This window comes from Agrococcus casei LMG 22410 (assembly GCF_900163565.1).
GTDB classification, from domain to species: domain Bacteria; phylum Actinomycetota; class Actinomycetes; order Actinomycetales; family Microbacteriaceae; genus Agrococcus; species Agrococcus casei.
Genome location: NZ_FUHU01000046.1, coordinates 1 through 26,078, shown reverse-complemented (window position 1 = coordinate 26,078; position 26,078 = coordinate 1). Strand labels below are relative to the sequence as shown.

Annotated in this window: 26 protein-coding genes; 9 read left to right on the top strand and 17 right to left on the bottom strand. The window is 65.6% G+C overall.

Annotation, left to right across the window (positions count from 1 at the left end):
* Positions 1-84: 84 nt before the first annotated feature.
* Genes CZ674_RS13015 through CZ674_RS12995 form a run of 5 tightly spaced genes read right to left on the bottom strand, consistent with a single transcriptional unit; the run spans position 85 to position 4,574 of the window.
* On the bottom strand, positions 85-1,908 hold the full coding sequence (locus tag CZ674_RS13015; protein WP_086992950.1) for a helix-turn-helix domain-containing protein: 1,824 nt from the start codon (positions 1,906-1,908) through the stop codon (positions 85-87).
* Entirely contained in the window at positions 1,905-2,228 is a 324-nt protein-coding gene (locus CZ674_RS13010; RefSeq protein WP_086992949.1) for a hypothetical protein, read from the bottom strand. Before CZ674_RS13010 ends, CZ674_RS13015 begins: the two co-directional genes overlap by 4 nt.
* The gene (locus CZ674_RS13005) at positions 2,218-2,916 is read right to left on the bottom strand and encodes a hypothetical protein (protein ID WP_086992948.1); all 699 of its coding nucleotides are present in this window, start codon (positions 2,914-2,916) and stop codon (positions 2,218-2,220) included. Before CZ674_RS13005 ends, CZ674_RS13010 begins: the two co-directional genes overlap by 11 nt.
* Positions 2,917-3,162: a hypothetical protein gene (locus tag CZ674_RS13000; protein ID WP_086992947.1), complete on the bottom strand. Its 246-nt coding sequence runs from the start codon at positions 3,160-3,162 to the stop codon at positions 2,917-2,919. It abuts the gene before it with no gap.
* Positions 3,159-4,574, bottom strand: a complete 1,416-nt coding sequence (locus CZ674_RS12995) for an FAD-dependent oxidoreductase (RefSeq protein ID WP_159457000.1) — start codon at positions 4,572-4,574, stop codon at positions 3,159-3,161. Before CZ674_RS12995 ends, CZ674_RS13000 begins: the two co-directional genes overlap by 4 nt.
* On the opposite strand from CZ674_RS12995, the gene CZ674_RS12990 reads away from it, so the two are divergent.
* Positions 4,573-5,895 carry an MFS transporter gene (locus tag CZ674_RS12990; RefSeq protein ID WP_086992945.1) on the top strand — a complete coding sequence of 441 codons (1,323 nt, stop codon included), beginning with the start codon at positions 4,573-4,575 and terminating at the stop codon, positions 5,893-5,895. The genes CZ674_RS12995 and CZ674_RS12990 overlap by 2 nt on opposite strands.
* Before the next feature lie 61 nt (positions 5,896-5,956).
* Here CZ674_RS12990 and CZ674_RS12985 read toward each other — a convergent pair whose 3' ends face one another.
* From CZ674_RS12985 to CZ674_RS12970, 4 genes are all read right to left on the bottom strand, one after another.
* Positions 5,957-6,970 carry a pirin family protein gene (locus CZ674_RS12985; RefSeq protein WP_086992944.1) on the bottom strand — a complete coding sequence of 338 codons (1,014 nt, stop codon included), beginning with the start codon at positions 6,968-6,970 and terminating at the stop codon, positions 5,957-5,959.
* 71 nt (positions 6,971-7,041) lie between these two features.
* A complete protein-coding gene (locus CZ674_RS12980; protein ID WP_143244748.1) occupies positions 7,042-7,986 on the bottom strand; it encodes a hypothetical protein in 945 nt (314 codons plus the stop codon).
* Between the two features lie 159 nt (positions 7,987-8,145).
* Positions 8,146-8,409, bottom strand: a complete 264-nt coding sequence (locus tag CZ674_RS12975; protein ID WP_086992942.1) for a hypothetical protein — start codon at positions 8,407-8,409, stop codon at positions 8,146-8,148.
* Complete coding sequence (locus CZ674_RS12970; protein ID WP_159456999.1) at positions 8,406-9,287, bottom strand: LysR family transcriptional regulator; 882 nt, start codon at positions 9,285-9,287, stop codon at positions 8,406-8,408. The genes CZ674_RS12975 and CZ674_RS12970 overlap by 4 nt, the downstream gene beginning before the upstream one ends.
* A gap of 99 nt (positions 9,288-9,386) precedes the next feature.
* Here CZ674_RS12970 and CZ674_RS12965 point away from each other — a divergent pair, with 99 nt between their 5' ends.
* The 5 genes from CZ674_RS12965 to CZ674_RS12945 are packed head-to-tail and all read left to right on the top strand — an operon-like array spanning position 9,387 to position 15,153.
* Positions 9,387-10,559 (top strand): M24 family metallopeptidase, encoded by a 1,173-nt coding sequence (locus CZ674_RS12965; protein WP_086992940.1) that lies wholly within the window; start codon positions 9,387-9,389, stop codon positions 10,557-10,559.
* Positions 10,556-11,755, top strand: coding sequence for an aminotransferase-like domain-containing protein (locus CZ674_RS12960; protein WP_086992939.1), 1,200 nt, complete (start codon positions 10,556-10,558; stop codon positions 11,753-11,755). The genes CZ674_RS12965 and CZ674_RS12960 overlap by 4 nt, the downstream gene beginning before the upstream one ends.
* Before the next feature lie 10 nt (positions 11,756-11,765).
* Positions 11,766-12,950, top strand: coding sequence for a M20 family metallopeptidase (locus CZ674_RS12955; protein WP_234988593.1), 1,185 nt, complete (start codon positions 11,766-11,768; stop codon positions 12,948-12,950).
* 13 nt (positions 12,951-12,963) lie between these two features.
* A complete protein-coding gene (locus CZ674_RS12950; protein WP_086992937.1) occupies positions 12,964-14,382 on the top strand; it encodes an MFS transporter in 1,419 nt (472 codons plus the stop codon).
* 27 nt (positions 14,383-14,409) lie between these two features.
* Complete coding sequence (locus tag CZ674_RS12945) at positions 14,410-15,153, top strand: SDR family NAD(P)-dependent oxidoreductase (RefSeq protein WP_086992936.1); 744 nt, start codon at positions 14,410-14,412, stop codon at positions 15,151-15,153.
* 65 nt (positions 15,154-15,218) lie between these two features.
* On the opposite strand, the gene CZ674_RS12940 is transcribed toward CZ674_RS12945, so the two are convergent.
* The 3 genes from CZ674_RS12940 to CZ674_RS12930 form a co-directional block, all read right to left on the bottom strand.
* Positions 15,219-16,073 (bottom strand): aldo/keto reductase, encoded by an 855-nt coding sequence (locus CZ674_RS12940; RefSeq protein WP_086992935.1) that lies wholly within the window; start codon positions 16,071-16,073, stop codon positions 15,219-15,221.
* 176 nt (positions 16,074-16,249) lie between these two features.
* Entirely contained in the window at positions 16,250-16,876 is a 627-nt protein-coding gene (locus CZ674_RS12935; RefSeq protein ID WP_086992934.1) for an MBL fold metallo-hydrolase, read from the bottom strand.
* Positions 16,873-17,958, bottom strand: coding sequence for an S-(hydroxymethyl)mycothiol dehydrogenase (locus CZ674_RS12930; RefSeq protein ID WP_086992933.1), 1,086 nt, complete (start codon positions 17,956-17,958; stop codon positions 16,873-16,875). Before CZ674_RS12930 ends, CZ674_RS12935 begins: the two co-directional genes overlap by 4 nt.
* Before the next feature lie 272 nt (positions 17,959-18,230).
* Here CZ674_RS12930 and CZ674_RS12925 point away from each other — a divergent pair, with 272 nt between their 5' ends.
* Both CZ674_RS12925 and CZ674_RS12920 read left to right on the top strand, forming a co-directional pair.
* Positions 18,231-18,611, top strand: a complete 381-nt coding sequence (locus CZ674_RS12925; protein WP_143244747.1) for a helix-turn-helix domain-containing protein — start codon at positions 18,231-18,233, stop codon at positions 18,609-18,611.
* Between the two features lie 211 nt (positions 18,612-18,822).
* Positions 18,823-19,923, top strand: a complete 1,101-nt coding sequence (locus CZ674_RS12920; RefSeq protein WP_200810116.1) for a hypothetical protein — start codon at positions 18,823-18,825, stop codon at positions 19,921-19,923.
* A gap of 256 nt (positions 19,924-20,179) precedes the next feature.
* Here the strand turns inward: CZ674_RS12920 and CZ674_RS12915 are convergent, their stop codons facing one another.
* Both CZ674_RS12915 and CZ674_RS12910 read right to left on the bottom strand, forming a co-directional pair.
* The gene (locus CZ674_RS12915; protein WP_086992932.1) at positions 20,180-20,539 is read right to left on the bottom strand and encodes a hypothetical protein; all 360 of its coding nucleotides are present in this window, start codon (positions 20,537-20,539) and stop codon (positions 20,180-20,182) included.
* Between the two features lie 203 nt (positions 20,540-20,742).
* Positions 20,743-22,560 carry an ATP-dependent DNA helicase gene (locus tag CZ674_RS12910; RefSeq protein WP_086992931.1) on the bottom strand — a complete coding sequence of 606 codons (1,818 nt, stop codon included), beginning with the start codon at positions 22,558-22,560 and terminating at the stop codon, positions 20,743-20,745.
* 63 nt (positions 22,561-22,623) lie between these two features.
* Here CZ674_RS12910 and CZ674_RS12905 point away from each other — a divergent pair, with 63 nt between their 5' ends.
* Positions 22,624-24,102 (top strand): recombinase family protein, encoded by a 1,479-nt coding sequence (locus tag CZ674_RS12905; protein WP_200810115.1) that lies wholly within the window; start codon positions 22,624-22,626, stop codon positions 24,100-24,102.
* A 64-nt stretch (positions 24,103-24,166) separates the two neighbouring features.
* Here the strand turns inward: CZ674_RS12905 and CZ674_RS12900 are convergent, their stop codons facing one another.
* From CZ674_RS12900 to CZ674_RS12890, 3 genes are all read right to left on the bottom strand, one after another.
* Entirely contained in the window at positions 24,167-24,385 is a 219-nt protein-coding gene (locus tag CZ674_RS12900; RefSeq protein WP_143244746.1) for a hypothetical protein, read from the bottom strand.
* A 530-nt stretch (positions 24,386-24,915) separates the two neighbouring features.
* Positions 24,916-25,221: a transcriptional regulator gene (locus CZ674_RS12895; RefSeq protein WP_086992929.1), complete on the bottom strand. Its 306-nt coding sequence runs from the start codon at positions 25,219-25,221 to the stop codon at positions 24,916-24,918.
* Positions 25,214-25,675, bottom strand: coding sequence for a hypothetical protein (locus CZ674_RS12890; protein WP_086992928.1), 462 nt, complete (start codon positions 25,673-25,675; stop codon positions 25,214-25,216). Before CZ674_RS12890 ends, CZ674_RS12895 begins: the two co-directional genes overlap by 8 nt.
* Positions 25,676-26,078: the final 403 nt, after the last annotated feature.

Sequence of the window (26,078 nt, the reverse complement as noted above, 5' to 3'; positions counted from 1 at the left end):
TTCATCGCTTCGTTGCGCAACGGAGAACAGTCAACCAACTTCACCCACGACCCGCTGTGGCCGATTTCACCATACTTAGAGACGTTAATGTGTGCGCATTGAACGCCTCGCCGCCTCGAGACGCACGGCTGTCTCGAGTCGGAACCGCGCATCCGGCAGCTGCCACCCTGCCGAGAGCAGCAAAGAGATGCGGTCAAGTCGCTGTCGTACCGTGTTTGCGTGCACCCCTAGACGGCGGGCGATGCCGGTCACCGAACCCTGCTCGTCGAGCGAGGCCAGCAACGTCTGAAACAGGTCGGTCGCGCGCTTGGCATCCCAGTCGAGGATCGGCTGGATCGACGCCGAGATGAATGCGTCTGCCCGTGCCCCGTCACCTCCGAACAGCACCGTGTAGGGAGCGAACGCGTGGGCCGGGAAGACGCCGTGCGACTCTCCCATCGAGCTCAGGAACCCGCGCGCACCGCGAACCGCATCGACTTCTTCAATCAGCACGGGGAGGCTCGAGCCTTCGGCAGTCACAGTGAGCGGCTGGCGACTCCCGAGCGTCTGGAACGCCTGTGCAATGCGCTGGGGCGCCGCACACTGCGCGGCCAGCGCCCAGAAGACGCCGTTGGTCTGCGTCACGAGCAGCTCTGGGCTCTTGCGCAGGGCCCGAAGCACCCGCTCGGCGTCGTCTGCGTTCGTCGTGAAGTGCGCCAGCGACCAGGGCTTCGCCGTGCTCATGCCGCGCGTGCGCACCCGCTCGATGGCATAGGCGCGGTTGCCGTACGCGTCGATCAGCTCGTGTGCGAGCTCGCCGCGGATGCGCTCCTCTGCGAGGTCTTCGGCTCGCTGCTGCATGCGAAGCAGCGCGAACGCGATGCCCGAGCGCTCGATCGACCGCTGATCCCACTTCGTGAGCGCGCGCTCGTTGCGTTCGACGAGCAGTGCCCCGACAGCACTCTGCTGCACGACGATTGCGGCGACGTAGTCGACCCGCCCATCCGCCAGACTCACGCTCTCGGCATCACGAGTCGCCTTCGACAGCGCCCGCTGCAGCTCAGCGCCGCCGTCGAGCAGCGTCGATTCGCCAGCCAGCAGCTCGGCATCGGCGTCGACGACCGCGATGCGCCGACCGAGGGCCTGAGCAAGCGCCTGCGCAACGGTCTCGGGGTCGGATCCGCCGGCAACGAGGCGGGTCAGGTCTTCATGCAGGGCGGATGCGCGGCGCACGTCATCAGCGACGGCCTGGGCCTTGCGCGTGGCCGAGTGCAGGTCACCGACGAGCTTGCTCTGCTCGATCACGACGGCGGCGTGGTCGGCGAACGACCTGGCGAGGCTGATGTCTTCTGGCGAGTACCTGCGCATTCGCCTGTCGGCCACGAACAGTACGCCCAGGATGCGCTGGTTGGCGATCAGCGGAACGCCCAGAATGGAGTAGACCTGCTCGTCGACCAGGATGTCGTCGATGCGAGCATCGTGCGGAAACCCCTCGGCCTCGAAGTAGTTGTCGACCCAGATCGGCGCCATCGTGTCGACGACGCGGGTCGCGATGCCGACGCCCGGCGGCACCACCATGCCCAGGAAGTCGGGGCTGACCGCACCCTTCACGGCGCGCACCACAAAGCTTCGCTCGGCACGGTCGAAGGCCGAGACATAGGTCATGTCGCTGCCGAGCAGCTCGTGCGCGCGGTCGACGATGCTCTGCAGCAGCGAGCCGCTTCTCTGCGCGACAAGGTCGTGGGTCATCGCGATGACCGCCGCGAACTCGTTGTCTCGGCGACGGAGCCGCGTCATGCGGTCGGTCACCTGCTCGATCAGGTCAGCCGTCGCCGCATCGTGCTCTCGCAGCCGATGCACCTGCGCACTGTCGACTTCGCGGCCGTCGGCGATCGCCTCGAGCACATCGCGAAGCGCCTCCTGGCTCATTGCCCGTCGATCACTCCCCAGGCCGCCACGTGCGCCATCACCGCCTGCTTGCGGTCGTCGACGCTTCTGCTCTCGAGATACTCGGGGCACTGCAGGATGTGCTCGATCTGGCGGCTCATCTCGACGACGTAGTGCCTCGCGCACAGGTTGGCCGTATGGCGGTCGGGGCACTCGGGGTTGTCGCAGAACGCGACGTAGTTGTGCGTGGGGGTTTCGGTGCAGACGCTGTCTTGCCAGTCGCACTGGCTGTCGCCGCCACCGCCGTCCCAGAAGTCGTCGATGTCGCTGTCGCCGTGGTCGAGTACGGGCTTACGCACCATGCCATTCCTCCTCGGTGACGCGCTCGCCGGCCGCGAGCCGGGTCATGACCTCGTTGATGCGGGCGATGTCGGCATCGACCCGCGCCGGGTCGAGCGGCTTGCTCGAGTAGTAGTCGCCGAAGCGCGTCATCATGTCGCGGTAAGCCACGCCATCGCGCACGATGAGCTCGTTGTCGGTCGCATCGAACCGCGAGCGCCACGTGATGACCGACTTATCGGTCAGCGGCACGACGACGTCGAGCTCTGGCACGAAGATGCCGAGGTTCGCGGCGCCCGTGTCGTCGGGCAGCAGCAGGCCCCGCTGCCGAAGCTCGGGCGCATCGAGCACGAAGTCGACGAAGCCGCTCTCGAGCCCCTGGTCGTCGTAGCGGGCAGTGACCGCGGGCATCGCGCCCTCTGCCTCATGCGTGCTCGCCGAGGCTGACGTCCAGGCGAAGCCCGGGTCGCCGTCTTCGAACACCTGCTGGCCCTCGACGGTCACGACGAAGAACAGGTCGCGCTTGCGATGTCTGCCGATGCCGACCGCCCGCAGCTCGACTCGGCGCATGCCCAGCGCGTCGAGCTGCTGCTGCAGCTGCGCCACGGTCGTGCCGGGCTCGAGCCAGATGTGCCCCGAGGCCCCGTGCAGAAACTCTGCGTCGATCGAGGCCATCAGCTGCTCGATCGACTGCTCGCGGTCGTCTGTCATCTACTGCAGCTCTTCTGTCACGCGCTTGGCGAGGTCTTCTGCGGCCGCCTGAAGCTCGGCCGGCTTGGTCGAGTCGAGCGTGTAGGCGTGTGACGCCGAGCGCTTCTCGTCGCCGTCGGTCACCTCTGCCGTCAGGAAGAACATGCTGTCTTCGACGAATGCGCTCGTCACCGCCTCAGGAAACTGCGCTCGCACGAGCTTCTGCGCCCTGTCGGTCGCCGCTTCGACAGTCTTGCCGCTGCTCATTCGTCCTCCTGGAGTTCTTCATTGACCTGCTGCGCCCACGAGACGCCCGGAACCGCGAAGTCTTCGCGCCGAACAGCCGCTGCCGCCTCACGCGCAGTCTTCACGGTGTCTGACAATTGTGCCTCAGGCTCGAGCACGTGCACAGTCGCGGCATGACGGTCGGATGCGGCGGGCGCGATCCGATAGCGCGGTGCCGCGAGCAGGCGGGCGGCGGTGGGCTCGAGGTCGACACCGAGCACCCGCTGTGCGTCATCGCGGGCCTTCGCAAGATATTCTGATTCTGGAATCTTCTCTTCGGCCGCGTACTGCAGCAGCACAACCTCGGCCGCCTGCTCGCTCTTCTCAGGCCAGAGCAGGGATGCGCGAGTCACGGCGTGCACGTCGGAGGCGACCGGCAGCACCTCGCGCACGTCTGGAGCAGCCGCGAGCTGACTTGTCGGAACCTCGAGCGCCACCCGGTCGATTCGCTGCATGTCGGTTTCGGCATACATGAGCGTCTGGGCCCGCAGCAGCGATCCATCGGTCAGCGTCAGCAGCCAGCCCTGGTCGTCGCGCTCGGCGATGTCGATGCGCGTGCCGAGGCGTGTACGCCCGTGATATTCGGTGATCGACTCGACGAGAGCGGTCACGAGCCTGTTTGTTCCGCCGGCGATGCCGCGCTCGAGCGCGTCGCTGTCGTGGGCGGCCTGCTCGACCAGCATCGCGACCGCGCCAGAGAGCGAACCGGCCTTCGTGATGGCGTTGTTGAGCGCAGGAATGGTCTCGTCGATGTCGACCCCTCCCGCCTCGACACCGAGACGCGCGCGCACGGTCGGGCGCAGCATCCGCTCGGCGACTCGGCGCCCCATTCTCTTGCCCACCAGGTGCTCGAGGTTGTCGTAGCGACCGATCTTGAGCACAGGCATGAGGCGGTCGAGGTAGGCACGCACCGCACCCGACCAGCCGACGATGCTGGCGACCTCGCTCGCGAGGGGCGACGCTGGGATGCCGAGCAGCGAGAACAATGGGACCGGCAGCCGCTTGGCACCGAGCAGCAGCTGGCTGCGCAGGGTCGCGGGGCTCTTCAGATCGAGCCCCAGCTCTTCGCACAGCTTCGCCACGTCGCCGTCGGGGTCTGTGAACGGAGCAGCGTCGAAGTCGCTCGCCCCGCTCGGCAGCTCGGCAGCGGCCGCGGCACCGCCGGCCTGCGCCGCCTCGTCGATCACCAGCACGCGGTAGCCGCGCATGGCGAGGTCGCGCGCGGCCGTGAGACCGGCGACGGTGGCGCCGACCACGAGCGCGTCGACGCTGTCTGTCGAATCGTGCTCTGCCGGCGCGACCTGGGGGTTCTCGATATCGCTCATGTCACCACCCATCTTGGCAGTGACCGCCGCCATCGTGTCGGCCGGCCGCGGCGTAGGATCGACAATCATGGCGCGACAGATTCTGGTGGACCTCACTCCGCTCAGAGTCAGCCCCAAATTCGCTCGCCTCTGGGTCGGCAACGCCATCGGCGGCATCGGCGCGCAGATGACGATCGTGGCGGTCGGCCTGCAGATCTTCGACATGACCGGCGACACCTTCATGGTCGGCCTGGTCGGCGGCGTCGCACTGGTGCCGATGATCATCGCGGGCCTCTGGGGAGGCATGCTCGTCGACGCGTTCGACCGCAAGGCGGTGCTGATGACCAGCGCCATCACCGGCTGGGTCTCGGTGCTCGGGCTGGTTGCGCTGTCATTCCACGACCAGGCGCTGATCGACGCGGGCGACCGCGCAGAGGTCTGGCCGTTCTATGTGCTGACCACGATCAACTCGGTCGCCGCCACAATCTCAGGCACAGCACGCAGCGCGATCGTTCCGCGACTGCTGCCGCCCGAACTGGTGCCCCGCGCATCCGCCCTGAACGGCATGGCGTTCGGCACCATGCTCACCGTCGGCCCCGCGCTCGCAGGCGTCATCGCGGGAACCATCGGGCTGCCGTGGGCGTTTCTGGTCGACGCGATCCTGTTCTCGGCGGCATTCATGGGCATTGTGGTGCTGCCGAAGCTGCGGCCGATCGACACCGTGTCGCGCCCCGGCTGGACGAGCCTCGTCGAGGGCCTGCGGTTTCTGCGGTTTGCGCCGAACATCCGCACGTCGTTCATCGTCGACATCATCGCGATGTCGTTCGGGCGGCCGTATGCGCTGCTGCCGGCGGTCGGCGCGGTGGTCATCGGCGGTGCTGAGATCACGGTCGGGCTGCTGACTGCCGCCGGCGCAATCGGCACGCTGCTGGCGAGCCTGCTGTCGGGCTACGTGAAGTCAGTGCGGATGCACGGGGTCGCGATTCGGTGCGCGATCATGGTCTACGGCGGATTCGTGGGCATGTTCGGCGCTGTGATCCTGGTCACGCAGTGGCTCGGGGCGACTTCGACGTCAAGCACGCTGACGGGCGTCAACTGGATCGCTTTCGCGCTTGCCGCCGTCGCGATGGCCGGCATGGGCGCATCCGACGACGTCTCTGCGATCTTCAGGTCGAGCATGATGCTGGTCGCGACGCCCGACTCGATGCGAGGGCGGATGCAGGGCGTGTTCACCGTCGTCGTCACCGGCGGACCGCGGGTCGGCGACATGTACGTGGGCATCCTCGCTGCGTGGCTCGGGCTGTGGTCGCCGATGCTGCTCGGCGGCATTCTGATCGTCGGGCTGGTGGCGGTGATCGCGCGCAACGGCTCGTCGATCTCGCGCTATGACGTTGACCACCCCCTCCCCTAAAATGTCGAAAAACTCTGGTGTTTGACGGTCAAACACCAGAGTTTTTCGACACTGATGGGTTTCAGCGGCGTCGGGCGCGTCCGCGAGGCAACAGCTCGACAGCCGGCAGGCGAGGTGCGGCAAGAGGCTGAGCCTCATCGTCGACCACCGTGCCGAACTGCTCCCGTGCCTCCTCTTCGGCGCGCTCGCGCATCCATCGCTCCCTGAACTCCAGCACCTCGTCGTGACTCTCGCCGATGAAGTTCCAGAACATCACGACCTCTTCTTCGAACGGCTCACCGCCGATCAGCACGATCACGGCATCCGTCTCGGCGACCACGACCGCCTGCTCGGTGCCGGGCGCGAAGTAGGCCATGCCGCCGTTCAGCACCGGCACACGCGCATCGTCGTCGCCGAGCACGAAGACGCCGTCGTTCAGCGCCAGCACCCCGTGCTCGAAGCCCCGCTCGAGAGGCAGGGTCACGACTTCACCAGCGCGGATGCGCAATCCCACTCCCACAAGCGGCGAGAAGTACGGGGCATCGGCGGTGTGGCCGAGGTACGACCCCGCGAACACCTGCGCCTCGACGCCGGCCGCCAGCTCGAAGGCGGGCACTGCGTCGACGCCCGAGAACGACGGCTCGCGACCGCGCTCGCCGCTTGGCAGCACCGTCCAGAGCTGCACGCCGTGCAGCACGTCGGCGTCGGCCGCCTGGTATTCGGAGTGCGAGATGCCGCGGCCCGCGGTCATGACGTTGACGCCGCCTGGCCGCACCGTGTGCTTCTGGCCGGTCGAGTCGCGGTGCTCGACTCCGCCTTCGACGAGGTACGAGACGGTCTGCAGGCCGGTGTGCGGGTGCGGCGGCACGTCCATCGCACCGTACGTCTCGCGGTCGGCGGGTCCAAAGGCGTCGGCGAAACACCAGGCTCCGATGAAGTGTCGATGCTTGTTCGGCAGCACGCGGCTAACCGGAATGGCGCGCGGTCCGCCGAGCGGAACCACTCGCGGAAGCAGCAGCTCGACGCCGTGCTCGCGTGCCTGCTCGATACAGGCCTCAGCGGCCCCTTCGATCGTGGTCGCCTCGTCGTTGCTCATGTCAAGAGCCTAGCCCCGCCAGTGTCGAAAAACTCTGGCGTTTGACGGTCAAACACCAGAGTTTCTCGACACTAACTGGGGGTCCAGCCACCTCGGGACAGCGCCCGCCAGAATTCGCGCTGCAACGCACCCCGATGCTCCGGCCGAAGATCGCGTTTCGTCACACGCAACATCGTCCATCCGGCCAAGGTCAGAGACCGCTCTCGGCTGATGTCGCTATGCCACTGCACGGAATCGCTGCGGTGATGGTCTCCCTCGTACTCACCGCCGACGCCATACTGCGGCCAAGCGACGTCGAGCACCCGTGTACCGCCAGGCAGAGTCACGATGTGCTGCAGTACAGGCTCCGGTAAGCCGCCTTCCACCAGCACGTGCCGAAGCCGTGTCTCCTGCTGTGAGTCCACGTCAGGCCGTGCGAGTCCGAGCGCCGCTTCAGCCCGCCGAGCCGCGGATCCGCCACCCCACGCGGAGATCTCGGCACCTATGCCACCTGCAGACCAGACTTCCAGCTGCTGGTGTCGGCCGGGGTACACCTTGGAGCTCGTGATCATGGCATCGAACGCTGCAAGTAGATCCTCGTTCGACAGCTCGTCGGCGGCATGGAGCACTGCCTGCACCGGTCGGAGCAGTGGCAGATCGTCAAGCACGGTCACAGCGAGACGGCTCGGGATCAGACTGCTGGCCTGCACACCGCGGCTGCGCGGACGGTACGCTCCGCTCGGCACAACGAGACGCGTGAGCTCATCGAGGCGCCACGGCCTCGGCAACGGCAGCCCCCACAGTCGCATCGCAGTGATGCCGCCAAACCACTGTTCTCGCTTGAGCTTCGAGCGGTATTGCAGCGCACGCTCGTGTGCCGTCGTCGCCCGCGTCAGCGATCGCACCCCGTGAAAGGGGCGCTCCAGCTTTCCTGTCGACATCTTGAACTTGCCGATGCCCGCATCCTGTGCGTCTGAAATTCTCGCCGACCCGCCGATGACTTTCGGCGGCATCCATGCTTCGTAGTGCGGTTCCATGTGCGCACTCTGCAGCACCCGGTCGCGTCTTCGCCAGCACTTCCTGCCGCCTGTGGAGAGTCTCGCCCTGTGGAGAACCATTAGTGTCGAATAACTCTGGTGTTTGACTGTCAAACACCAGAGTTCTTCGACACTGCCGGAGTCAGGTCAGCAAGTCGGCTACCAGATCACCCCGCCGCCGACGCTGATGCCGCCATACGTCAGCGCCACGAACACGAGCGCCCAGACGCTCCAGCCGATGCCGCGGCCCGCGGTGTGACGCGACTTCAGCAGACCGATCACAGCGAGCACGAGTGCGACGAACGCGAGTCCGCCCCCGAGAATCAGGCCGACGAAGAGCGGGATCGGCATCAGCACGAGGCCGAGCAGCCCGATCCAGAAGGCGAAGACTGCGGTCGGGTTGCGCTTGCGTGGTGTGCTCATGCAAAGAGTCTATTGAGCGTCGACCGCAGCGCGGTGACCGTTGCCCTCACAGCCCCGCGTTCGCCAGACCCCGGGCGCACCGCGGCATACAGCTGTCGCTCGAGGTCGCTCGGAAACCCGGGCACCGGCAGATACTCGTCGCCGTCGCTGCGCATCACGCTCGGCAGAAACGCGGCCGCCAGCCCCGACAGCACGAGGTGCCGCTGCAGCGCGAGGTCAGGCGTGTAGAAGCGCACGTTCGGCTCGACGCCCTGCTCGCGGCAGATCGACAGCGCCCAGCGCTCGGCCTCGCTCCCCTGCGCCTCGAACACCCAGTCGAGCTCTCGCGGATCGACGTCGGCGGGCACTCCGCGCGGCAGCGTCGCGGTCACGGCGTCGCGCATGAGCGGCTCGCGGCGCAGTCCGCTCTGCCGCTTGCGGGGCAGCCCCCGGTACTCGTCGGTCACCATGATGTCGAGGCGACGAGCAAGCAGCCGGCTGACGCCCTCTTCAGGCTCGAAGGTCGACACCGACAGCCTTACAGACGGATGCTCGGCAGCCAGCAGCGTGCGCAGCTGCGGCACCGCAGTCCACATCAGGGTCGGAACCACCCCCAGTCGCACCTCGCCCGCGTCGTCCGGGGTGACCGCCAGCACGGACTCGGCCCGCTCCAGGGCCTCGAGCACCGCATCCGCCTCGTCTGCGAGCCGCTCGCCTGCGGGAGTGAGCCGCAGACCTCTCCCGGCACGCTCGAACAGCGCCACTCCGGCCTCGATCTCGAGCTTGCCCAGCTGCTGCGAGACGGCCGAGGTCGAGTAGCTCATGGCGAGCGCCACAGCGCCCATCGTTCCGTACCGGCGCAGCTCTGCGAGCAGCTGCAGTCGCGCGACATCGAGCACCCGATCCTCCTTTAAGCACAGCTTAAGATAACCGACCATAACCGTGCAATTGTGCTAAACGCGATTTGGCCTAGAGTGACCACAAGCGAAGGAGCATATATGGCAATCGACCCCCAGGAATACAGGGATCGTCTCTCGAAGACGCGTGCACGAATGCGCGAGGCAGATCTTGACGCCCTGTTAGTGGTCGACCCAGCCAACTTGAACTATCTGACCGGCTACAACGCCTGGTCGTTCTACACTCCGCAGGCCATGTTCGTCGACCACGACAGCACGCCGGTGCTCTTCATGCGCGCGATGGACGCCGACGGCGCGCACCGCACCGCAGAGCCCGGCACCTGCACCGTCATCGGCTACCCCGAGTCGCTCGTGCAGCAGCACGACCGCCACCCCTTCGACTGGATCGCCCAGCAGCTGCGCGACGCAGGCCACGCTGCGAAGTCGCGGGTCGGTGTCGAGGGCGACGCGCACTTCTTTCCGGTCCGCGGCTACCTGGCTCTGCAGAAGGCCATGCCCGAGTGGACGCTCGTCGAGTCGCACGAGCTCGTCAACTGGGTGCGCCTGATCAAGTCGCCCGCTGAGATCGAGCTGATGCGCGCAGCTGGCAAGGTGTCGAGCCGCGTCATGAGCACCGCGATCGACGCCATCGAAGTCGGCATGTCGCAGGCGAAGCTCGCCGCGATCATCCAGGAGGCCCAGGCCCGCGGAACTGAGGAGTTCAACGGCGACTACCCCGCGATCGTGCCGCTCATGATGGCAGGGCCCGCGGTCGACACCCCGCACCTCACCTTCAGCCACGCGAAGTTCAAGGCAGAGGCCGTCTCGCTCGAGCTCACCGGCGTGCACCAGCGCTACCACGCGCCCCTCGCCCGCACGATCGCCCTCGCACCCCCAAGCCAAGAGCTGCTGACCCTCGCCGATGTCACGGCCGAAGGGCTCGGGCTCGTGCTCGAGGGCATGAAGCCCGGCATGGAGGTGCGCGAGGCCCACGCGCTCTGGCAGCGGCACATCACCGCCCGCGGCTATGAGAAGGCGTCGCGCCTCGGCTACTCGATCGGCATCGGCTACCCGCCCGACTGGGGCGAGCACACCGTCTCGATTCGCGGCGACGACACCACCGTCCTCGCCCCCGGCATGTGCTTCCACATCATCGCCGGCATGTGGCTCGAGACGGGCTGCGAGATCTCAGAGTCGATCACCGTCACCGAAACCGGCGTCGAAGCGCTCACGGACGCGCCCCGACAGCTCATCGTGAAAGGAACATCCGCATGACGCACACCCTGCCATTCGCCCGCCGCACCGACCAGTTCGTCGGAAGCGTCATCGACTCGTCGACCTCGCTGCTGGCCTCGCAGACGCACGACATCGTGAAGTTCGCCATGGGCGCCCCCGGTGAAGACCTGATTCCGGTCGAGCAGCTCGACGCAATCGCGGGCCGCTACGCCCAGGGCCGGTTCGACTACGGCGAGACCGCGGGCGAGCCGAAGCTGATCGAGCAGATCGTCGACCTCACGCAGCAGCACGGCGCACCGACCGATGACGACCGCGTCATCGTCACGACGGGCGCCATGCAGGGCCTCGACATCGCCTTCAAGCTCTTCGTCGACCCGGGCGACCTCGTCATCGTCGAGGGCCCGACCTACACGAACGGCATCGCCACGGCGCTCTCGTACGGAGCACGCGTGCTCGAAGCGCCGACGGATGCGCAGGGCCTGGTCGTCGACGCACTCCCCGATCTCGTGAAGTTCGCAGGTCAGAAGCCCAAGGTCATCTACTGCATCCCCAACTTCCAGAACCCGACCGGCACCACCCTGCCGGGCGACCGCCGTCGCCGGCTGCTCGAGCTGGCCGATGAGTGGAACGCTGTCATCGTTGACGACGACCCCTACGGAATCCTGCGGTTCGAGGGTGAGGCCGAGCCGACGTTCCATCAGCTCCACCCGGGCAACGAGCGCATCTTCTCGGTGCGCACCTTCTCGAAGCTGCTGGCACCGGGCCTGCGCGTCGGCTGGATCGACGCCGACCCGTCGCTGAAGCCCCTGATCATCGCCGCCAAGCAGGCAATGGACACTTGCACACCCGTGCCCACGCAGCACCTCGTGGCCGACTTCATCGCAGAGGGTCATCTGCAGTCGCACCTGGACCGCGTCGTGCCGCTCTACCGCGAGCGCCGCGACCGCATGCGCGACGTCCTCGCCAGCACGTTCGGCGACGATGCTGTCGCAACGAACCCCTCGGGCGGCTTCTTCCTGTGGCTGACGCTGCAAGGCGAGCTCGCATCCCGCGACTCCTCCGCGCTGATGCCGGACGCGATCCGCGACGGCGTCGCCTACATCCCCGGCCCCGCGTTCTCGAGCCGCGGCGACTTCAGAAACCAGCTGCGACTCTGCTTCGCAACCAACGAACCTGCACGAATCAACGAGGGAGTCGCCCGTCTGGCGGGTACCCTCTATGCAACTGCCCAATAAGGAATCATCCGTGAGCAACATCGAGAAGGCACTGGAGCTGATCGACGGCGCGACAATCGTCGCCGACGCCTCCTCGCTGATCCTCGCCAACAGCGAGAACCCAGGCACCACCGAAATCCGCACGGTTGAAGTGCTCGAGATGATCGCCTCCAGGCTCGGCGGCCGCACGAAGCGCCGCCAGGTGGCCCCGGGCAGGCCGAACCTCTCGATCAAGTTCGGACCCGATGAGCCGGGGCTGCTGTTCCTCGGCCACTCCGACGTCGTGCCTGCCGGAACCGGATGGTCGGTCACGCAGCCGTTCAGCCCCCGGGTCGTAGACGGCAAGCTGTATGGCCGCGGGTCGGTCGACATGAAGGGCGGGCTCGCAGCTGTGCTGCAGGCGATGGCTGCGGTCAACGCGTCCGCCCCGGAGCTGCCGCTCGAGCTGCTCGTGACGGTCGACGAAGAAGACCTCTCGCTCGGCATGCTCGCGGAGCTTGAGAACGAGAGCCGCGCGTATATCGCCTGCGTCGTCGCCGAGCCGACCGACATGTCGACGGTGATCGCGTGCCGCGGAGCCGCGAACTTCAAGATCACGGTGACTGGCTCGGCGGCCCACGCCGGGAGGCCCGAAGACGGCGTCAACGCGATCACGGCCGCGAGCCGCATCGCGCTGCTGATCGCGGGCGAGCACGAGCGCCTCCGCGCCGGCAGCCGCGGCCTGCTGGGCTCTGCGTCGTGGAGCGTCGGCGTGATCCAGGGCGGCCACGGCACCTCGATCGTGCCTGACCGCTGCGAGCTGCTGGTCGACCGCAGGCTCATGCCCGGCGAGACCGGCGCCACTGCCCTCGCCGACCTTCAGGAGATCATCGCGCGCGAGCACACGCTCGACGGCTGTGACACACAGGTCGAGCTGCTCATGCAGATGCCGGGCTTCGAAACCGATGCCGCGCATCCGCTCACTGAGGCGTGTGTCGGAGCACTCGAAGCTGACGGGTTCTCGAGTCCAGTTGAAGCCTGGACCGCAGCGTGCGAAGGTGGTTACGTTCACCAGCACCACGCATGCCCGATCATCATCCTCGGCCCGGGAGACATTCGAAACCAAGCGCACCAGCCCAACGAGCACGTCTCCATCTCTGATCTCGAACTCGCAGCCCGCGCCTACGCCCGCATTGCAATGACGCAATGGGAAACGCGCGCCTTGAAACCCAACTAAAGAAGGGAAACACATGTCCGCCACAGCAAGAGGTCGCAAAGACCTACCACCGATCACAAGAGAGATCGATCTCTCACCGGGCGAGCGCAAAGACGTCAAGCGCTCGGTCATGGGAGCGATGGCCGGTAACGCCATCGAGTGGTTCGACTACGGAATCTACGGCTACCTGACCGGGTATCTGTCTTCGCACATCTTCGGCGACTCCGAGAACTCCACCCTCTGGGTGCTGTTCGGCTTCGCCGTGTCGTTCCTGGTCCGCCCGATCGGCGGCGCAGTCCTCGGCCCCCTCGGCGACCGCATCGGCCGCCAGAAGGTGCTGGTCTTCACGATCCTCATGATCTCGCTGTCGACCTTCTGCATCGGCTTGCTGCCGACATTCGACACCATCGGCTGGTGGTCGCCGATCCTGCTGTTCACGCTGCGCATCATCCAGGGCTTCTCGGCCGGTGGCGAGTACGCAGGCGCGGCCGTCTACATGGCTGAGCACGCACCTGACAACCGTCGTGGCTTCTGGGGCTCGTTCCTCGAGTTCGGAACCCTGCTGGGCTTCTCGGGCGCTGCCATCCTGGTCACCGTCATGCAGCTCACGCTCGGCGACGAGTTCATGAACGACTGGGGCTGGAGAATCCCGTTCTTCATCACACTGCCTCTGGGTCTGTTCGCTCTCTGGATGCGTACGAAGCTCACCGAGTCCGAGACCTTCACAGAGGCTCAGGCAAGCGGCGAGGCGAAGTCCTCGGCCTGGAAGGTGCTCGTCGACCTCGTCAAGCAGCAGCCCAAGCAGCTGCTGAAGATCATGGGTCTGGTCATCCTGATCAACTCGGCCTTCTACCTCGTGCTGACCTACATGCCGACCTACCTCGACTCGTCGCTCGACATGGACCCGACGACCTCGGGCTTCATGCTCGTCGGCGTGCAGCTGGTCATGATGGCAGTGATCATCCCGATCGGCGCCCTCTCGGACCGCATCGGCCGTCGCCCCATCCTGATCACGGCCTGCATCGGCTTCCTGGTCGGCTCGGTGCCCGCGATCTACCTGCTCGACAGCGGCATCGTCCCGCTGCAGATCCTCGGACTCGCCATCTTCGGCGTCTTCCTGGTGATGCTGCTCGCGAACATCTCGGCAACCCTGCCGGCGCTGTTCCCGACGTCGGTCCGCTACGCCGGATTCGCACTCGGCTACAACATCGCGACCAGCCTCCTCGGAGGAACGGCTGGCTTCTTCAACGAGCTGTTGATCGAGGCCACCGGATTCATCGCGGTTCCGGGCTTCTACCTGATGATCACCGCCGCGATCGGTCTTGTCGCCGTGCTCACCTTCAACGAGACTGCCGGGCGCTCGCTGCGCGGCAATGTCGTGCCGGGTGACGATGACCAGGACCGCCTGGCAGTCGGCGAGGAGCTCGTCGGCAAGGTCAACCGCTCGAACTAGCGGCTGAAAGCAACAATAAGGAGCATCATGCCTACAGCAATCGTCACCGGAGCCACCAGTGGGCTCGGGGTAGACATCGCCCGTCGCCTCGTCGATGACGGCTTTGACGTGATCGTCACTGGCCGCAGCGTCGAACGCGGCGAGGCAGTCGCCCAGTCCATTGGAGACAAGGCGACGTTTGTACAGGCTGATCTCACTGAAGACGGTGCAGCAGACAGGGTCGTCGAGGCGGCCCTGTCTGCGACCGGACGGCTGGATGTGCTGGTCAACAACGCGGGAATCGACTACAACGCAAAGCTCGAGGAGGCGCCCGTCGCCGACATTCGGGCAACGTTCGAGACCAATGCGATTGCGCCTATTGTCATGGCGCAGGCCGCAGCACGCCAGTTCATCAAGCAGGGCGAAGGCGGCTCGATCGTCAACGTCACGAGCCGTCTGGCTTCGATCGGGGTACCTGAGATGAGCGTGTACTCGTCATCGAAGGGCGCCCTGAAGTCGTTCACGATCGCAGCCGCTGTCGAATGGGCGCCGCACCGCATCCGCGTCAACTCGGTCGCACCTGGCATGGCCCGCACCGAGATGTTCACGGAGTGGCTTGCGACGTTCGACGACCCGGCCGGCAAGGAGCGCGAGGTCTCAGAGGCTGTGCCGCTCGGCCGCGTGGCCGAGCCTGCCGACGTGGCGCACGCCGTTTCGTACTTCGCGTCGCCTGGCGCCGCCTACATCACGGGTGGCAACATCCCGATCGACGGCGGCTACACCGCGAAGTAGCGACCCTATCCGGTGGTTGAGGAGTGCCGAAGGCACGTCACGAAACCCCGAAACCCCGCGCCCCCTCACATCTCCTCGTGAGTCAGCGGGTCACCGCCGAACAGCCGCCCATCTGCCTGCGCGAGCTGCGAGATCGACTGCACCTCGGCATCCGTCAGCTCGAACCCGAACACGTCGAGGTTCGTCACCTGGCGCTCCGGTGTGGCCGACTTCGGCATCGGCACCACACCGCGCTGCACGTGCCACCGCAGGATCGCCTGGGCGGGCGTCACGCTGTGCGCCTCGGCCGCCGCGACCACCGCTGACTCGTCGAACGGAGCCTGGCGCTTGCCGAGCGGGCTCCACGCCTGCGTCTGGATGCCGAGCTCACGATGCACCTCGAGCATCTCGGGCTGCGGAAACCTCGGGTGCAGCTCGATCTGGTTCACCGCGGGGGTCACGCCGCTGTCGGCAATGATCTCGCGCAGGTGCTGTTCAGCGAAGTTGCTGACGCCGATCGTGCGCACGACACCCTGCTGCTGCAGCTCGACGAGCCCGCGCCACGCTTCGACGTACTTGCCCGTGCTGTGGTTCGGCCAGTGAATGAGCATGACGTCGATCTGGTCGAGGCCGAGGCGGTAGCGCGACTCCCAGCCGGCCTGTACGGCACGCTCGGTCTCGTGGTGACGGCCTGCGAGCTTGGTCTGCACGGTGATCTCGTCACGGATTCCGGATGCGCGGATCGCCGCCCCGACAGCGCCTTCATTCTCGTAGTTCACGGCAGAGTCGATGAGGCGATAGCCATTGGCGATGGCCGAGGCGGTGCCGTCGAAGCCGGCCTGTCCGACCATCGGGTAGGTGCCGAAGCCGATTGCGGGAATGCGGCTGCCGTCGTTGAGGGTGATCTGCGGTGTCTTGCTGGTCTTCGAGGTCTGGCTCATGCCCTCACCGTACGCGCCGGGGCATCTGCGTGTCCCGAAAGTAGTCAAATCTCGCGAAACGTGCCCGAACGACGCCTCCCCGCGGCATCAACCCGAGAATTGACTACATTCAGCACAGGCAAGGCGGATGCGCGGGCCCAGATGCACGAAGTTTCCAGGCCCAGCGCCACCGCGCATCAGTGACCGCGGTCGATCCACTCCTGCAGGTGCGGTGCCTCGTCGCCGATACGCGTGGGGTCACCGTGCCCGGTATACACGACGGTCTCGTCCGGCAGCGTCAGCAGCCGTGTGCGAATCGACTCGACGATGGTCGGAAAGTCGCTGTACGACCGTCCAGTGGCACCCGGCCCGCCCTGGAAGAGCGTGTCGCCCGTGAACACGGCATCCAGCGCCGGAGCGACGAAGCTGACCGACCCGGGTGAGTGACCGGGGGTGTGCACAGCTTCCAACTCGACCCCGGCGACCTCGAACACGTCGCCGTCGGCGATCTGCCCATCCGGTGCCTCTTCATGCACTGCATCCCACAGCATCCGATCGTCGGGATGCAGGCGGATGGGCGCATCGAGCAGTCGTGCCGTCTCGCGTGCTGCTCGCACGTGGTCGTCGTGACCGTGTGTGAGCAGAATCATCTTGACGGCGCGTCCGTCGACGGCCTTGGCCACAGCCGCAGCGTCGTGGGCGGGGTCGATGACGATGACTTCGGAGTCGTCGCCGACGATCCAGACGTTGTTGTCGACATCCCAGGTGCCGCCGTCGAGCGAGAACGTGCCGCTCGTGACCAGTCGTTCGATGCGCGCGCTCACAGCTCGACCACCGATCGCAGCACGGTTCCTTCGGCCATCTTCTTGAAGGCGGCCTCGATGTCGCCCAGCCCGATTCGCTCGCTCACGAAACCGTCGAGATCGAGTCGCCCGAGGCGGTACTGGTCGATGAGCATCTGGAAGTCGCGACTGGGCAGGCAGTCGCCGTACCAAGACGACTTGAGCGCGCCTCCGCGGCCGAACACGTCGAGCAGTGGCAGCTCGAGCTTCATATCGGGCGTCGGGACTCCGACCAGCACGACGCGGCCGGCCAGATCGCGGGCGTAGAACGCCTGCTCATAGGTCTCCGGTCGCCCGACTGCGTCGATCACGACGTCGGCGCCGAAGCCCTCGGTCAGGCTGCGGATCTCTTCGACAGCGTCGAGGTCACGCGAGTTCACGGTGTGTGTCGCACCGAACCGCTTCGCCTGCTCAAGCTTCGCGTCGTCGATGTCGACGGCGATGATCGTGGTCGCGCCCGCGAGCTGTGCTCCGGCGATCGCCGCGGTTCCGACGCCGCCGCATCCGATCACTGCGACCGATTCACCGCGCTGCACCTCCGCTGTGTTGATAGCAGCACCGATGCCGGCCATGACGCCGCAACCGAGCAGGCCGACCGCCGCGGCATCCGACTCCTCATCGATCTTGGTGCACTGGCCCGCGGCGACCAGGGTTTTCTCGATGAAGGCGCCGATGCCGAGTGCTGGCGAAAGCTCTGTGCCGTCTTCGAGGGTCATCTTCTGGGTGGCGTTGTGGGTGTCGAAGCAGTACTGGGGCTTGCCCTTCATGCACGCGCGGCACTGGCCGCAGACTGCGCGCCAGTTCAGGATCACGCGGTCGCCGACCGCGACCTCTGTGACGTCGTCTCCGATGGCGGCCACGCGACCGGTGGCCTCATGGCCGAGCAGGAACGGAAACTCGTCGTTGATCCCACCCTGCTGATAGTGGAAGTCGGTGTGACAGACACCACTCGTGATGATGTCGACGACAGCCTCGCCTGGGCCGGGATCAGGAACGATCACCGTCTCGATCTGCGCAGGAGCACCCTCGGCTCTCACGACCACACCTTGGACTCGATACGACATGCAGCTGTCTCCTCTCGCCATCGCGGGCGCAGGCTCGCGCCCTGCGCTCAGACTATCGGCCAAAGCAGCTACAGGAGCGCAGCGGACGCGCGGCAACGGCCCGCGAATTGGCTGCATTCGGCACCCGAGCGCACGAAAAAGGCCCCCGTGAAGGGGGCCTTTTATTCTCGTGCCCCAACCGGGAGAAAACTGTATCCTCGTTCGTCACCTTGAAATCGTTGATTTCACGCGGATCTTCCGAAGGTCAGGGCGTGTCGGTTTCCAGTCTAGCTGTGCCTCGAAGTGATGTTCGTGGGCCGGTGGTGACGCCGATTGAGACGGCTGGAACCCCGGTCGCCCCCGAGACGTTGCAGGCGATGGTCGCGGCGTACGAGTCCAGGGCGTCGCTGATCTCGATCGCACGTGAGCATCGTTTGGGTAAGGAAACGGTGCGGGATCTGCTCGTGGATGCTGGTGTCAGGATCCGTCGTCAGGGGTTGGACGATGAGCAAGTTGCGCACGCGGTTCGCGGCTATGAGTCGGGGCTGACGACGCGTGAGATCGCACGGGAGCTCGGTATAGGGCACTCGATGGTGTGGCGGGCGTTGAAGCGGGCGGAAGTCGAGTCCAGGCCCAATACTCGTCGCGTCGGACGCAAGCTCTCGAAGCAGTGAACGCCATCCCTACGGTTCTTGGAGCATCTCCGGCGCGGGTTGCGGAACCGAGCGGCTTGATCGGGGATGTCAGGGCGTTCTGGGAGGATTGAGCAAAAGCGAGAGAGTCGGGAGGTGTGCGGTGATGGTTGCTCATTGGCTTCCCGATAGGCACCTCGGGGTTGCTGCGACGCTTGCTCATGTCGACGAGCTGATCGGAAGAGTCGGCGAGATGCTCTTTGACTACCAGGCCCAGTCCTCGGACGTCGTTCGCCTCCGAGAAGTGCTCGACGGGCAGCTTCGGCATCTAGTGGTTGACAGTGTGGCGCCGATCCCGCAGAAGATCCCGTTGCTGGCCGCTGATGCTCTCAACGCGCTTCGGGCGGCGATCGAGCACACGATCTACATCGAGGCCGAGGCCGACGCGGGAGCCGAACTCAGCGAGAGAGCGGCGAAGCTCGTGGAGATGCCTGCTGCGTCGAGCTACGACAAGTTCGTGGAGTGGACCCAGAAACGGGCGAAGAACGGGCCGTCGGCGCTTCGCAGCGGTGCGGATCTGAACCGGCGCATCTACGATCTCCAGCCACTTCACCGGTACACCGATCCCGAGGCGCATCCGTTAGCACGGCTGGTGGCTTACACGAATCACGCGAAGCACCGCACCCCGGCGGTCACGGCCGTTCGAATCCCTGTTGTGTCTCGCGAAGACGTGACACCGCGGCATCCGCGCGACATACCGAAGCGGCCTGAGGAACCGCTCGTGCCGGGCGAGGTCATCTTCTCGGCTCCCACGGGCCAGGTGGTGCCGGTGACGCTGTTCCCCACCGTCGGGATCAACCTGCCGGAAACCGCTCGCTGGCCGGTGTTGATGAACGAGCTGGGCGAGATCGCTGCCTGGGTGCGGACGCAGGCCATCCCGAGGCTCATCACCGGAACGGATCCTCCCCAGCCCGAGATCCCGGCGTGGCATGAGATATCGCAGGGCCACCCGGATCTGCGGGTGGCGCTCTCCGAAGGGAGTCGGGTCCCTGCGTATGACCGCAACCGCGACCGGCTGAGTGCGGCGACGGTACGAGCGGACATGACGGGCACCATCGCCGACATGCCCGACGCTCCAACATTCGCGGACGTGCGGGCCTGGCTGGAATCGCTGCCCGATACCGATGTCCTCACCCGTATGCGCGAACTCGTGCCGAGCTTCGATCACGACGCAGATGACATGCTCCACAACTGGGACGTGCTGCAGAGGATGCGTGACGATGCGGTCGCGTTCACCCAACGCCGCGCTATGACCGATCTTGAGGAACCATCCAATCTAGATAGGCGTGACTGAGCTTTCGACGGGCGCGGATTCGCGCGTCCGAGGTACACCCCTGGCGGGCCCAACACGAGATCTACGAGACACTCCCGCATCGGGAAGCGGTATTGGTGACCTTTCATGAGACCCGCGACATGCACGAGTACGTTATCAACACCGGCCATCTGAACGAGATCCCCAAGAGGACGTGCCGTCCGCCGACTAACAATGTCTCAAGGCCTGGCGCGATGCCGAGCAGGAACGATGACCGACCACGCGCCATGGGCGCGTGTCACACCGGAGCGTGTTCGGAGCGTGCAGCATGTCGATGCTGCCGCCGACGTGCGATCGCTTCCCGCGTTCGCACCTGCGCCAGGAGGATGAGGCTCCACGGCCCGAAGAGGAGGAACTTCAGGCCGTTCCATAGTGCCCAGAAGAAGGCCAGGTAGAGCCATTCGCTCCAGCCCTGGTCGATGAGCTCGGTGCAGGTGGCGGCGATCAGGATGTAGACGACGCCGAGGAGCATCGCTGGAACACCCCACCGCAGGCAGCGACGGGTGCGGAGTCGGTCGAGGAGGATGTTGGTGGGCATCCATCGGCGCAGGAAGATGCGGGTGTGGATGCTGGCGTTCCAGAGCCGGTTCAGGAGCATGGTGTGGGCCTCACTTTCGCACGCAGGACTATTGCGGTGTGGCTGGTCCTGAGTGGTTGAGTGCCCGAGATGCTGCTCGAACGGTCTGCGTCACCCCTGAACAATGTCCGGGGGCTCGGCGTGTGGTTGCTCCTGCCACCATCAGGATACCGGCGGCCCTGCAGCAAAGGAAGAGCAATCCCTTGCCGGGCGGTCGTTGGTGCTCACAGGGTGCGGCTGCGCCGTTGCTGAGCCCCGGGCGATGCGTCCTGCTGGTCTGGCTGATGGCTGGCGAGGAGCCCTCGGGCGCGTTCGTAGTCGATCCTCTTTGCGTCATCGTCGGGGACGGGTCCGAGGGGGCTGGTGGAGGTGATGCCCCACCGGTCCCGATACGCGGCCACCACCCGCACCGCCGTCGCCCGTGCGTCGGGGTCCAGGCCGTCGACGATGCTCATCCACGGCTCGGGCCGTTCGATGGCCGTGGTGGTGAGGGCGTCGAGGCGTTGCTGCATGAGCTGCTCCCGCTCCTGGAGCGCCTGCCGCATGGCTGGGTCGGTGATGCCAGTCGCACGCGGGACGAGGCCGGCGATCAGCGACACCCGGCGCGCTGACGGCTGGTAGGTGGCGGCGACTTTCTGGACCCGGTAGCGCAGCAACGACCCGAGATCCTCCACCCCATCGAGGCCTCCGGCGCGGGTGATGCGTGGGAGGAGGTCGTTGATGTCGTGCCCGTCGGCTTCGAGTCGGCGCAGTTCGGTGGTGAGGATCCCGAACGAGTCCGTCTCCACCAGCTCATCGATCGCCTGTGGGGTGAGGCCGCCGTGTTCGAGGAGGGTGACCCACCGGTCCTGCTGCGCTTCTTGGGCGATGGTGTCGTACTCGGCAGCAAGCTGGGCCAGCGACCCCCACATGTCCTGCTCAGTCGTGATGGTCTCGTGGGCGGAATGCTCCGCACCGACATGCTGCAAGATGCCGTAGAGCACGGACCGGGCGGTCATCTGCAGGTCGTCCCGGTGCTGGTGATCTTCAAGGTGATGTTCATCGGTCGCGATGTAGGCGCGGTTGGATTCCCGGCCGCGGGTCATCGCGACGTAAAGGGATTCCCGGGTCATCTCGGGTGAGTGCACGATCGCATGCGCAGTATCGACAGTGGAGCCCTGCGCCCGGTGAGCCGTGATCGCGTACCCCAGCTCGACGTGCTCGGTGACGTACGCGGCAGGGAGAGTGATTGTGGTGCGCCATTTGGAGTGTGCGCGGCGGACGGTGAGGGATCCGTCATCGTTGGCGCGGGTGACGGTCCACCGGTCGCCGTTCTTCAACCACCCCCGTCCCAGCGCGAGTCGGCGGTCGTTCTGTCTTGTGATGATGAGGTCGCCGCGGGAGGCCTCGTTCCCGTCATGGAGCCGGACGCCGTCGAGGGCGACGTCGCCTGCGAGGATCCGGTCGGTGCGGGCGCGGGTGTTGAGCTCGGAAACAGTGTCTAGGGTCTCGGCTATCAACACCGATGCCTTCCCCGCAGCCAGGTCGGCACGCCATGCCTGGTATGCCTGCTCGAGGATGTCCTCGTAGCCGCCTGGGGTGATGCGGTCGTGGTCGAGGTAGGTGTCGATGACATCGGTATCGCCGATGCGCAGGCCGAGGGAGGCGTGTTTCTCCCACTCATTGCGGAAGCGGCGCACATCCGTCAGCTCCGGGGCATCGTCCCGGTCGCGGACGACCATTCCGAACGCCCCACCCGCATCCACGGCCGCGAGCTGCGCCCAGTCGCCGACAAGAAGTACCTTCGCGCCGGCCTCGGCGGCGTGGGTGGCGATGGTGTCGAGCGCGAGGGTTCCTGCGAGGGAGGCTTCATCGATGATGACGAGTTGCCCGGGTGTGAGGTTCCAGTTGCCGCGGCGGTGTTCGTGGAGCCACTTCGCCGTGTTCTCCGTCGAGATCCCCAAATCCCCGGCCAGGACATCAGCGGCAGCCGCAGACGGTGCCAGACCGATCACAGAACCGCTGCCGTGGCGTTTCTCCCACGCCCGCCGCAACGCAGACATCGTCGTCGTCTTGTCGACGTGTCGGGTTTGACCGACGTACCTACCCAGTGAATGGAGGTCGTCATGAACGGCACAACAACAAACAACAGCGACATGGAGCAAATCGTCGTCTATCTGCGCATCTCGGAAGATCGTACCGGCGCGGAGGCAGGCGTCGATCGGCAACGGCAAGACTGCCTCGACCTCTGCGCCCGGCTCGGCGTCGATGAACCGGTGGTGTTCATGGATAACGATATCTCCGCGTACGGGAACAAGAAACGGCCCGGATATCTTGAACTCCTCGAACGCGTGAAGCTCGGCCCATCACGCATCGTCGCCTGGCACGTCGATCGGTTGTATCGGAAGCCGCGCGAGTTGGAAGACTTGATCGACCTGGTGGAGTCGCACCCGATCAGGATCGAGACGGTGAAGGGTGGCGCGTTCGACCTCAACGCACACGAAGGTCGCCTGATGGCGCGGCAACTCGTCGCGATTGCCTCGTATGAGTCTGGCCATAAGGCGGATCGCATCCGGCGGGCAAATCGGCAGAAAGCCGAACGCGGTGAGTGGCATGGAGCGCCGAAATATGGGTACGGCCTCGGCGGTGTCCTGATCCCCGAGGAAGCCGCCGTGATCCGTGAAATGGCGGACCGGTTCCTCGCTGGGCAGTCGATCCGGCAGATCGCGGTCTGGCTGAACCGTGACGGCGGGCCGATACCGCCGTCGAAGGGCAAGAGCCGTCTGAACATCTGGCATGCCTCCACGGTGCGGTCGATTCTGTGCTCGGCGCGGATCTCGGGGCAGCGCGCCTACGACCCCGACGCGCCTCGCGGTGGCGAGAAACCGGGCGGGCGGGCGATCATGGGGCCAGGGAATTGGGAAGCGATCATCACCCCGGAAGAAACCGAACGCATCCGGGCTGTGTTCGCCAATCCCGACCGCCGCGTCGGCAGGAGCGCGAAGAGTCTGCTCGCGGGCATCATCTCCTGCGGCAAGTGCGGCAACACGCTCGTCACCGGGGGCTGGCGTTCCGGGCAGACCGCGCCTTCGAAGCAGCACTTCTACCGCTGCCTCCCACTCCCAGGCAGACCTGAACGGGGTGGGCTCTCGGCCAGTGCGGCAGGCGTTGAAGCGGTCGTCACGGAAGCGATCATCCGAAGGCTCGCGGCGACCACGCTCCCTGATGAGTCGCCCGGCGATGATGGCGGGGTGTCACGCGCGATGGAGCAGATCACCGCGGCGAGGCAACGGATGGAGGATATGGCCCGCGACTACGGGGCAGGTATCCTCACCCGTGCCGAGTTGCATGCAGCGAAAACCGCGGCAGGGCACACCATCATCGAAGCCGAACGGCTCCTGGGCAGAACGAGCAAGTCGGCGGCGTTGAAGGGCATCCCCATCGGTGACGAACCAGCACTCCGTGCTGCGTGGGAGGAACAGTGGTCGATCCCGCAGAAGCGTGCCATCATTGCCGCGCTCGTGGACACCCTCATCATCAAACCTTTACCGAGAGGTGGGGCGAGGTTCCGCCCCGAACGGGTCGAGATCACTTTCAAAGCCTGAACAGCGAACACGACGTACGGCGCAGCAGCGTAACTTCTGCGCCGTTCTCCGTAGCCTGCTGCGGTCAGGTGCTGGGGCGTGTGAGCACGCGGAGCTTCGACAGCGCGACCGGGTCGGTGACCGCGAACGTCACCCCCGACCGCTCACAGGCCTCCCGCGTGAACGCGTCCGGATCGAATCCCGGCGGCAACTGCCCGGGAGCCTGCGCCCGCCGCTTCTCCGAACGCGACGTCTGTGTCGTCATTGTTTTGCTGCTGGGTGTGGTGTCGGTGATGGTGTCCATACCTGACAGGTGCGCCACCATAACCACAACATCTAGTAGCCACTTGGTCTTTGGGGTACAATATGTGGACTTGTTGCTCACTGACGGGTCGCACCGTCGCGGTCGGCAACCGGGACGAACGGTGCCGGTGACTCACCGGCACCGCGCACCAATCCCGACGGTGGGGCCACGGTAGCCACACCGCGACGAAAGACCCGGTGCCGCCGAGTCGGCACCACCGGTCCCATCACAGCGGAAGCTGGTGCGGGGGTGCCGAAACGGCCTTCCCGCACCCACAGCCAACTGAGGCCTCCGATTGTCTCAGCACATGGTGAGGACCATAAGCACCTCCGGTTACGGGTGCACATATTCCGAGCGTATTGAACTTCAGCATTGCCCGCCACGCTCCCTTCCTGACGGTGCACACTTTGCCCGTCACCGGATAGGTACGGAGCCCATCCGACAAAACCACCGACCGTTGACTGTGCGCTGGTTCGATTCGACGGATAGAGCCGACCGTCCACCACTTTGGAGTATTAGCTCGGTCAGCTTTATTCGGACTGGGCGAGTGCAGCAAGAGCGGCGAGGTGTGCGCGAAACGCGCGACGACCGGCGGCAGTCAAGTGAACTCGCACTCGGCTCCGTCCGCCGCGAGAGGCTCGGAGCTGCTCCACGTATCCCGCTTCTGTGAGCGCGCTTAACTGTTTGCTGAGTGCGGAGTCACTCGTCTTTAGCAGGTCACGCAGCGTTTGAAACTCTTCCCAGTCCAGCGGCGCGAGGATCGCGCAGAGCCGGAGTCGTGGCAAGGGGTGGATGATGGGATCGAGCTGGGCGTGCGCTCGTCGCTTGTTACTCACGGTGGCTGACGGTGTGTGCCCACTGCCGGTCCAAGGCCCCGAATCGGAGATAGATGATCACGAACGTTGCCACGGCTGCCACAGGCAGCACCCACCACCATCCGAGTAGCTGGAATAGCCCGAGACTGACAACCTTGAGTACGACAAAGGGTACGACAACGCCGACCATCAACTGCCGCAGCATGGTCTCATCGAGTGTGTACCGGATGCGCATGTCGCGCGGCTTCCGCCACAGGAAGATTGCAGCGACGACGGCAACCAGCACTACTGGCAGGAAATAACCGTACGGCTCAGGAACCACCGCGTAGAGCAGCGGGCTGAGCACCCACAACGCGAAGAAAGCGGCGAACATGATCCAGTACCGTTTCGGGCGACGCAGGTGGTGCTCGTTCACCTCGCGGATGCGGTCGACCTCAGCAAGCGCCTCCCGTGCCTCAACTTCATTGTTTTCCATACAGGAAACCCTAATCTAGTCTTTCCTCTTTGGCAAGAAAGGGGCGATCGTGATGGTGCTCACCTCTTGTTGCGGAGTTGGGTGGATTTCCAACGCGAACTCTGAGGTTGCCGCAAAACTCCACGTCATCGCAGGCGAAATGATCATCATGTTCTGGGGACTGGCACCGGGAACTCAACGCCGAACACCCAGTTCACTGAACCCGGGATTAAACATGTCGGATTCGTCCGCTACAACCGAACCGCCACCGCACTGAAACAGCCCCCGCATTCTGAAGTGTCCGACATGTCCTGATACAGAACTGTCCGCTATGCCTGAGACATCACATGGATAAATTGAATGGACGCATGGGGTGTGACACTTCTTGTAGACAGTCGTTACCAGGAAGGCACGACAGAGACTC

Bases quoted from the DNA above. Each gene is read 5' to 3' on its own strand.
- CZ674_RS12905 (WP_200810115.1), top strand. From the start codon at position 22,624: ATGAACGGCACAACAACAAACAACAGCGACATGGAGCAAATCGTCGTC.
- CZ674_RS12950 (WP_086992937.1), top strand. From the start codon at position 12,964: ATGTCCGCCACAGCAAGAGGTCGCAAAGACCTACCACCGATCACAAGA.
- CZ674_RS12910 (WP_086992931.1), bottom strand. From the start codon at position 22,560: ATGTCTGCGTTGCGGCGGGCGTGGGAGAAACGCCACGGCAGCGGTTCT.
- CZ674_RS12900 (WP_143244746.1), bottom strand. From the start codon at position 24,385: ATGGACACCATCACCGACACCACACCCAGCAGCAAAACAATGACGACA.
- CZ674_RS13005 (WP_086992948.1), bottom strand. From the start codon at position 2,916: ATGACAGACGACCGCGAGCAGTCGATCGAGCAGCTGATGGCCTCGATC.
- CZ674_RS12965 (WP_086992940.1), top strand. From the start codon at position 9,387: ATGGCAATCGACCCCCAGGAATACAGGGATCGTCTCTCGAAGACGCGT.
- CZ674_RS12995 (WP_159457000.1), bottom strand. From the start codon at position 4,574: ATGATTGTCGATCCTACGCCGCGGCCGGCCGACACGATGGCGGCGGTC.
- CZ674_RS12980 (WP_143244748.1), bottom strand. From the start codon at position 7,986: ATGGAACCGCACTACGAAGCATGGATGCCGCCGAAAGTCATCGGCGGG.
- CZ674_RS12915 (WP_086992932.1), bottom strand. From the start codon at position 20,539: ATGCTCCTGAACCGGCTCTGGAACGCCAGCATCCACACCCGCATCTTC.
- CZ674_RS12890 (WP_086992928.1), bottom strand. From the start codon at position 25,675: ATGGAAAACAATGAAGTTGAGGCACGGGAGGCGCTTGCTGAGGTCGAC.
- CZ674_RS12920 (WP_200810116.1), top strand. From the start codon at position 18,823: ATGCTCTTTGACTACCAGGCCCAGTCCTCGGACGTCGTTCGCCTCCGA.
- CZ674_RS13015 (WP_086992950.1), bottom strand. From the start codon at position 1,908: ATGAGCCAGGAGGCGCTTCGCGATGTGCTCGAGGCGATCGCCGACGGC.
- CZ674_RS12940 (WP_086992935.1), bottom strand. From the start codon at position 16,073: ATGAGCCAGACCTCGAAGACCAGCAAGACACCGCAGATCACCCTCAAC.
- CZ674_RS12930 (WP_086992933.1), bottom strand. From the start codon at position 17,958: ATGTCGTATCGAGTCCAAGGTGTGGTCGTGAGAGCCGAGGGTGCTCCT.
- CZ674_RS12975 (WP_086992942.1), bottom strand. From the start codon at position 8,409: ATGAGCACACCACGCAAGCGCAACCCGACCGCAGTCTTCGCCTTCTGG.
- CZ674_RS12985 (WP_086992944.1), bottom strand. From the start codon at position 6,970: ATGAGCAACGACGAGGCGACCACGATCGAAGGGGCCGCTGAGGCCTGT.
- CZ674_RS13010 (WP_086992949.1), bottom strand. From the start codon at position 2,228: ATGGTGCGTAAGCCCGTACTCGACCACGGCGACAGCGACATCGACGAC.
- CZ674_RS12990 (WP_086992945.1), top strand. From the start codon at position 4,573: ATGGCGCGACAGATTCTGGTGGACCTCACTCCGCTCAGAGTCAGCCCC.
- CZ674_RS13000 (WP_086992947.1), bottom strand. From the start codon at position 3,162: ATGAGCAGCGGCAAGACTGTCGAAGCGGCGACCGACAGGGCGCAGAAG.
- CZ674_RS12960 (WP_086992939.1), top strand. From the start codon at position 10,556: ATGACGCACACCCTGCCATTCGCCCGCCGCACCGACCAGTTCGTCGGA.
- CZ674_RS12945 (WP_086992936.1), top strand. From the start codon at position 14,410: ATGCCTACAGCAATCGTCACCGGAGCCACCAGTGGGCTCGGGGTAGAC.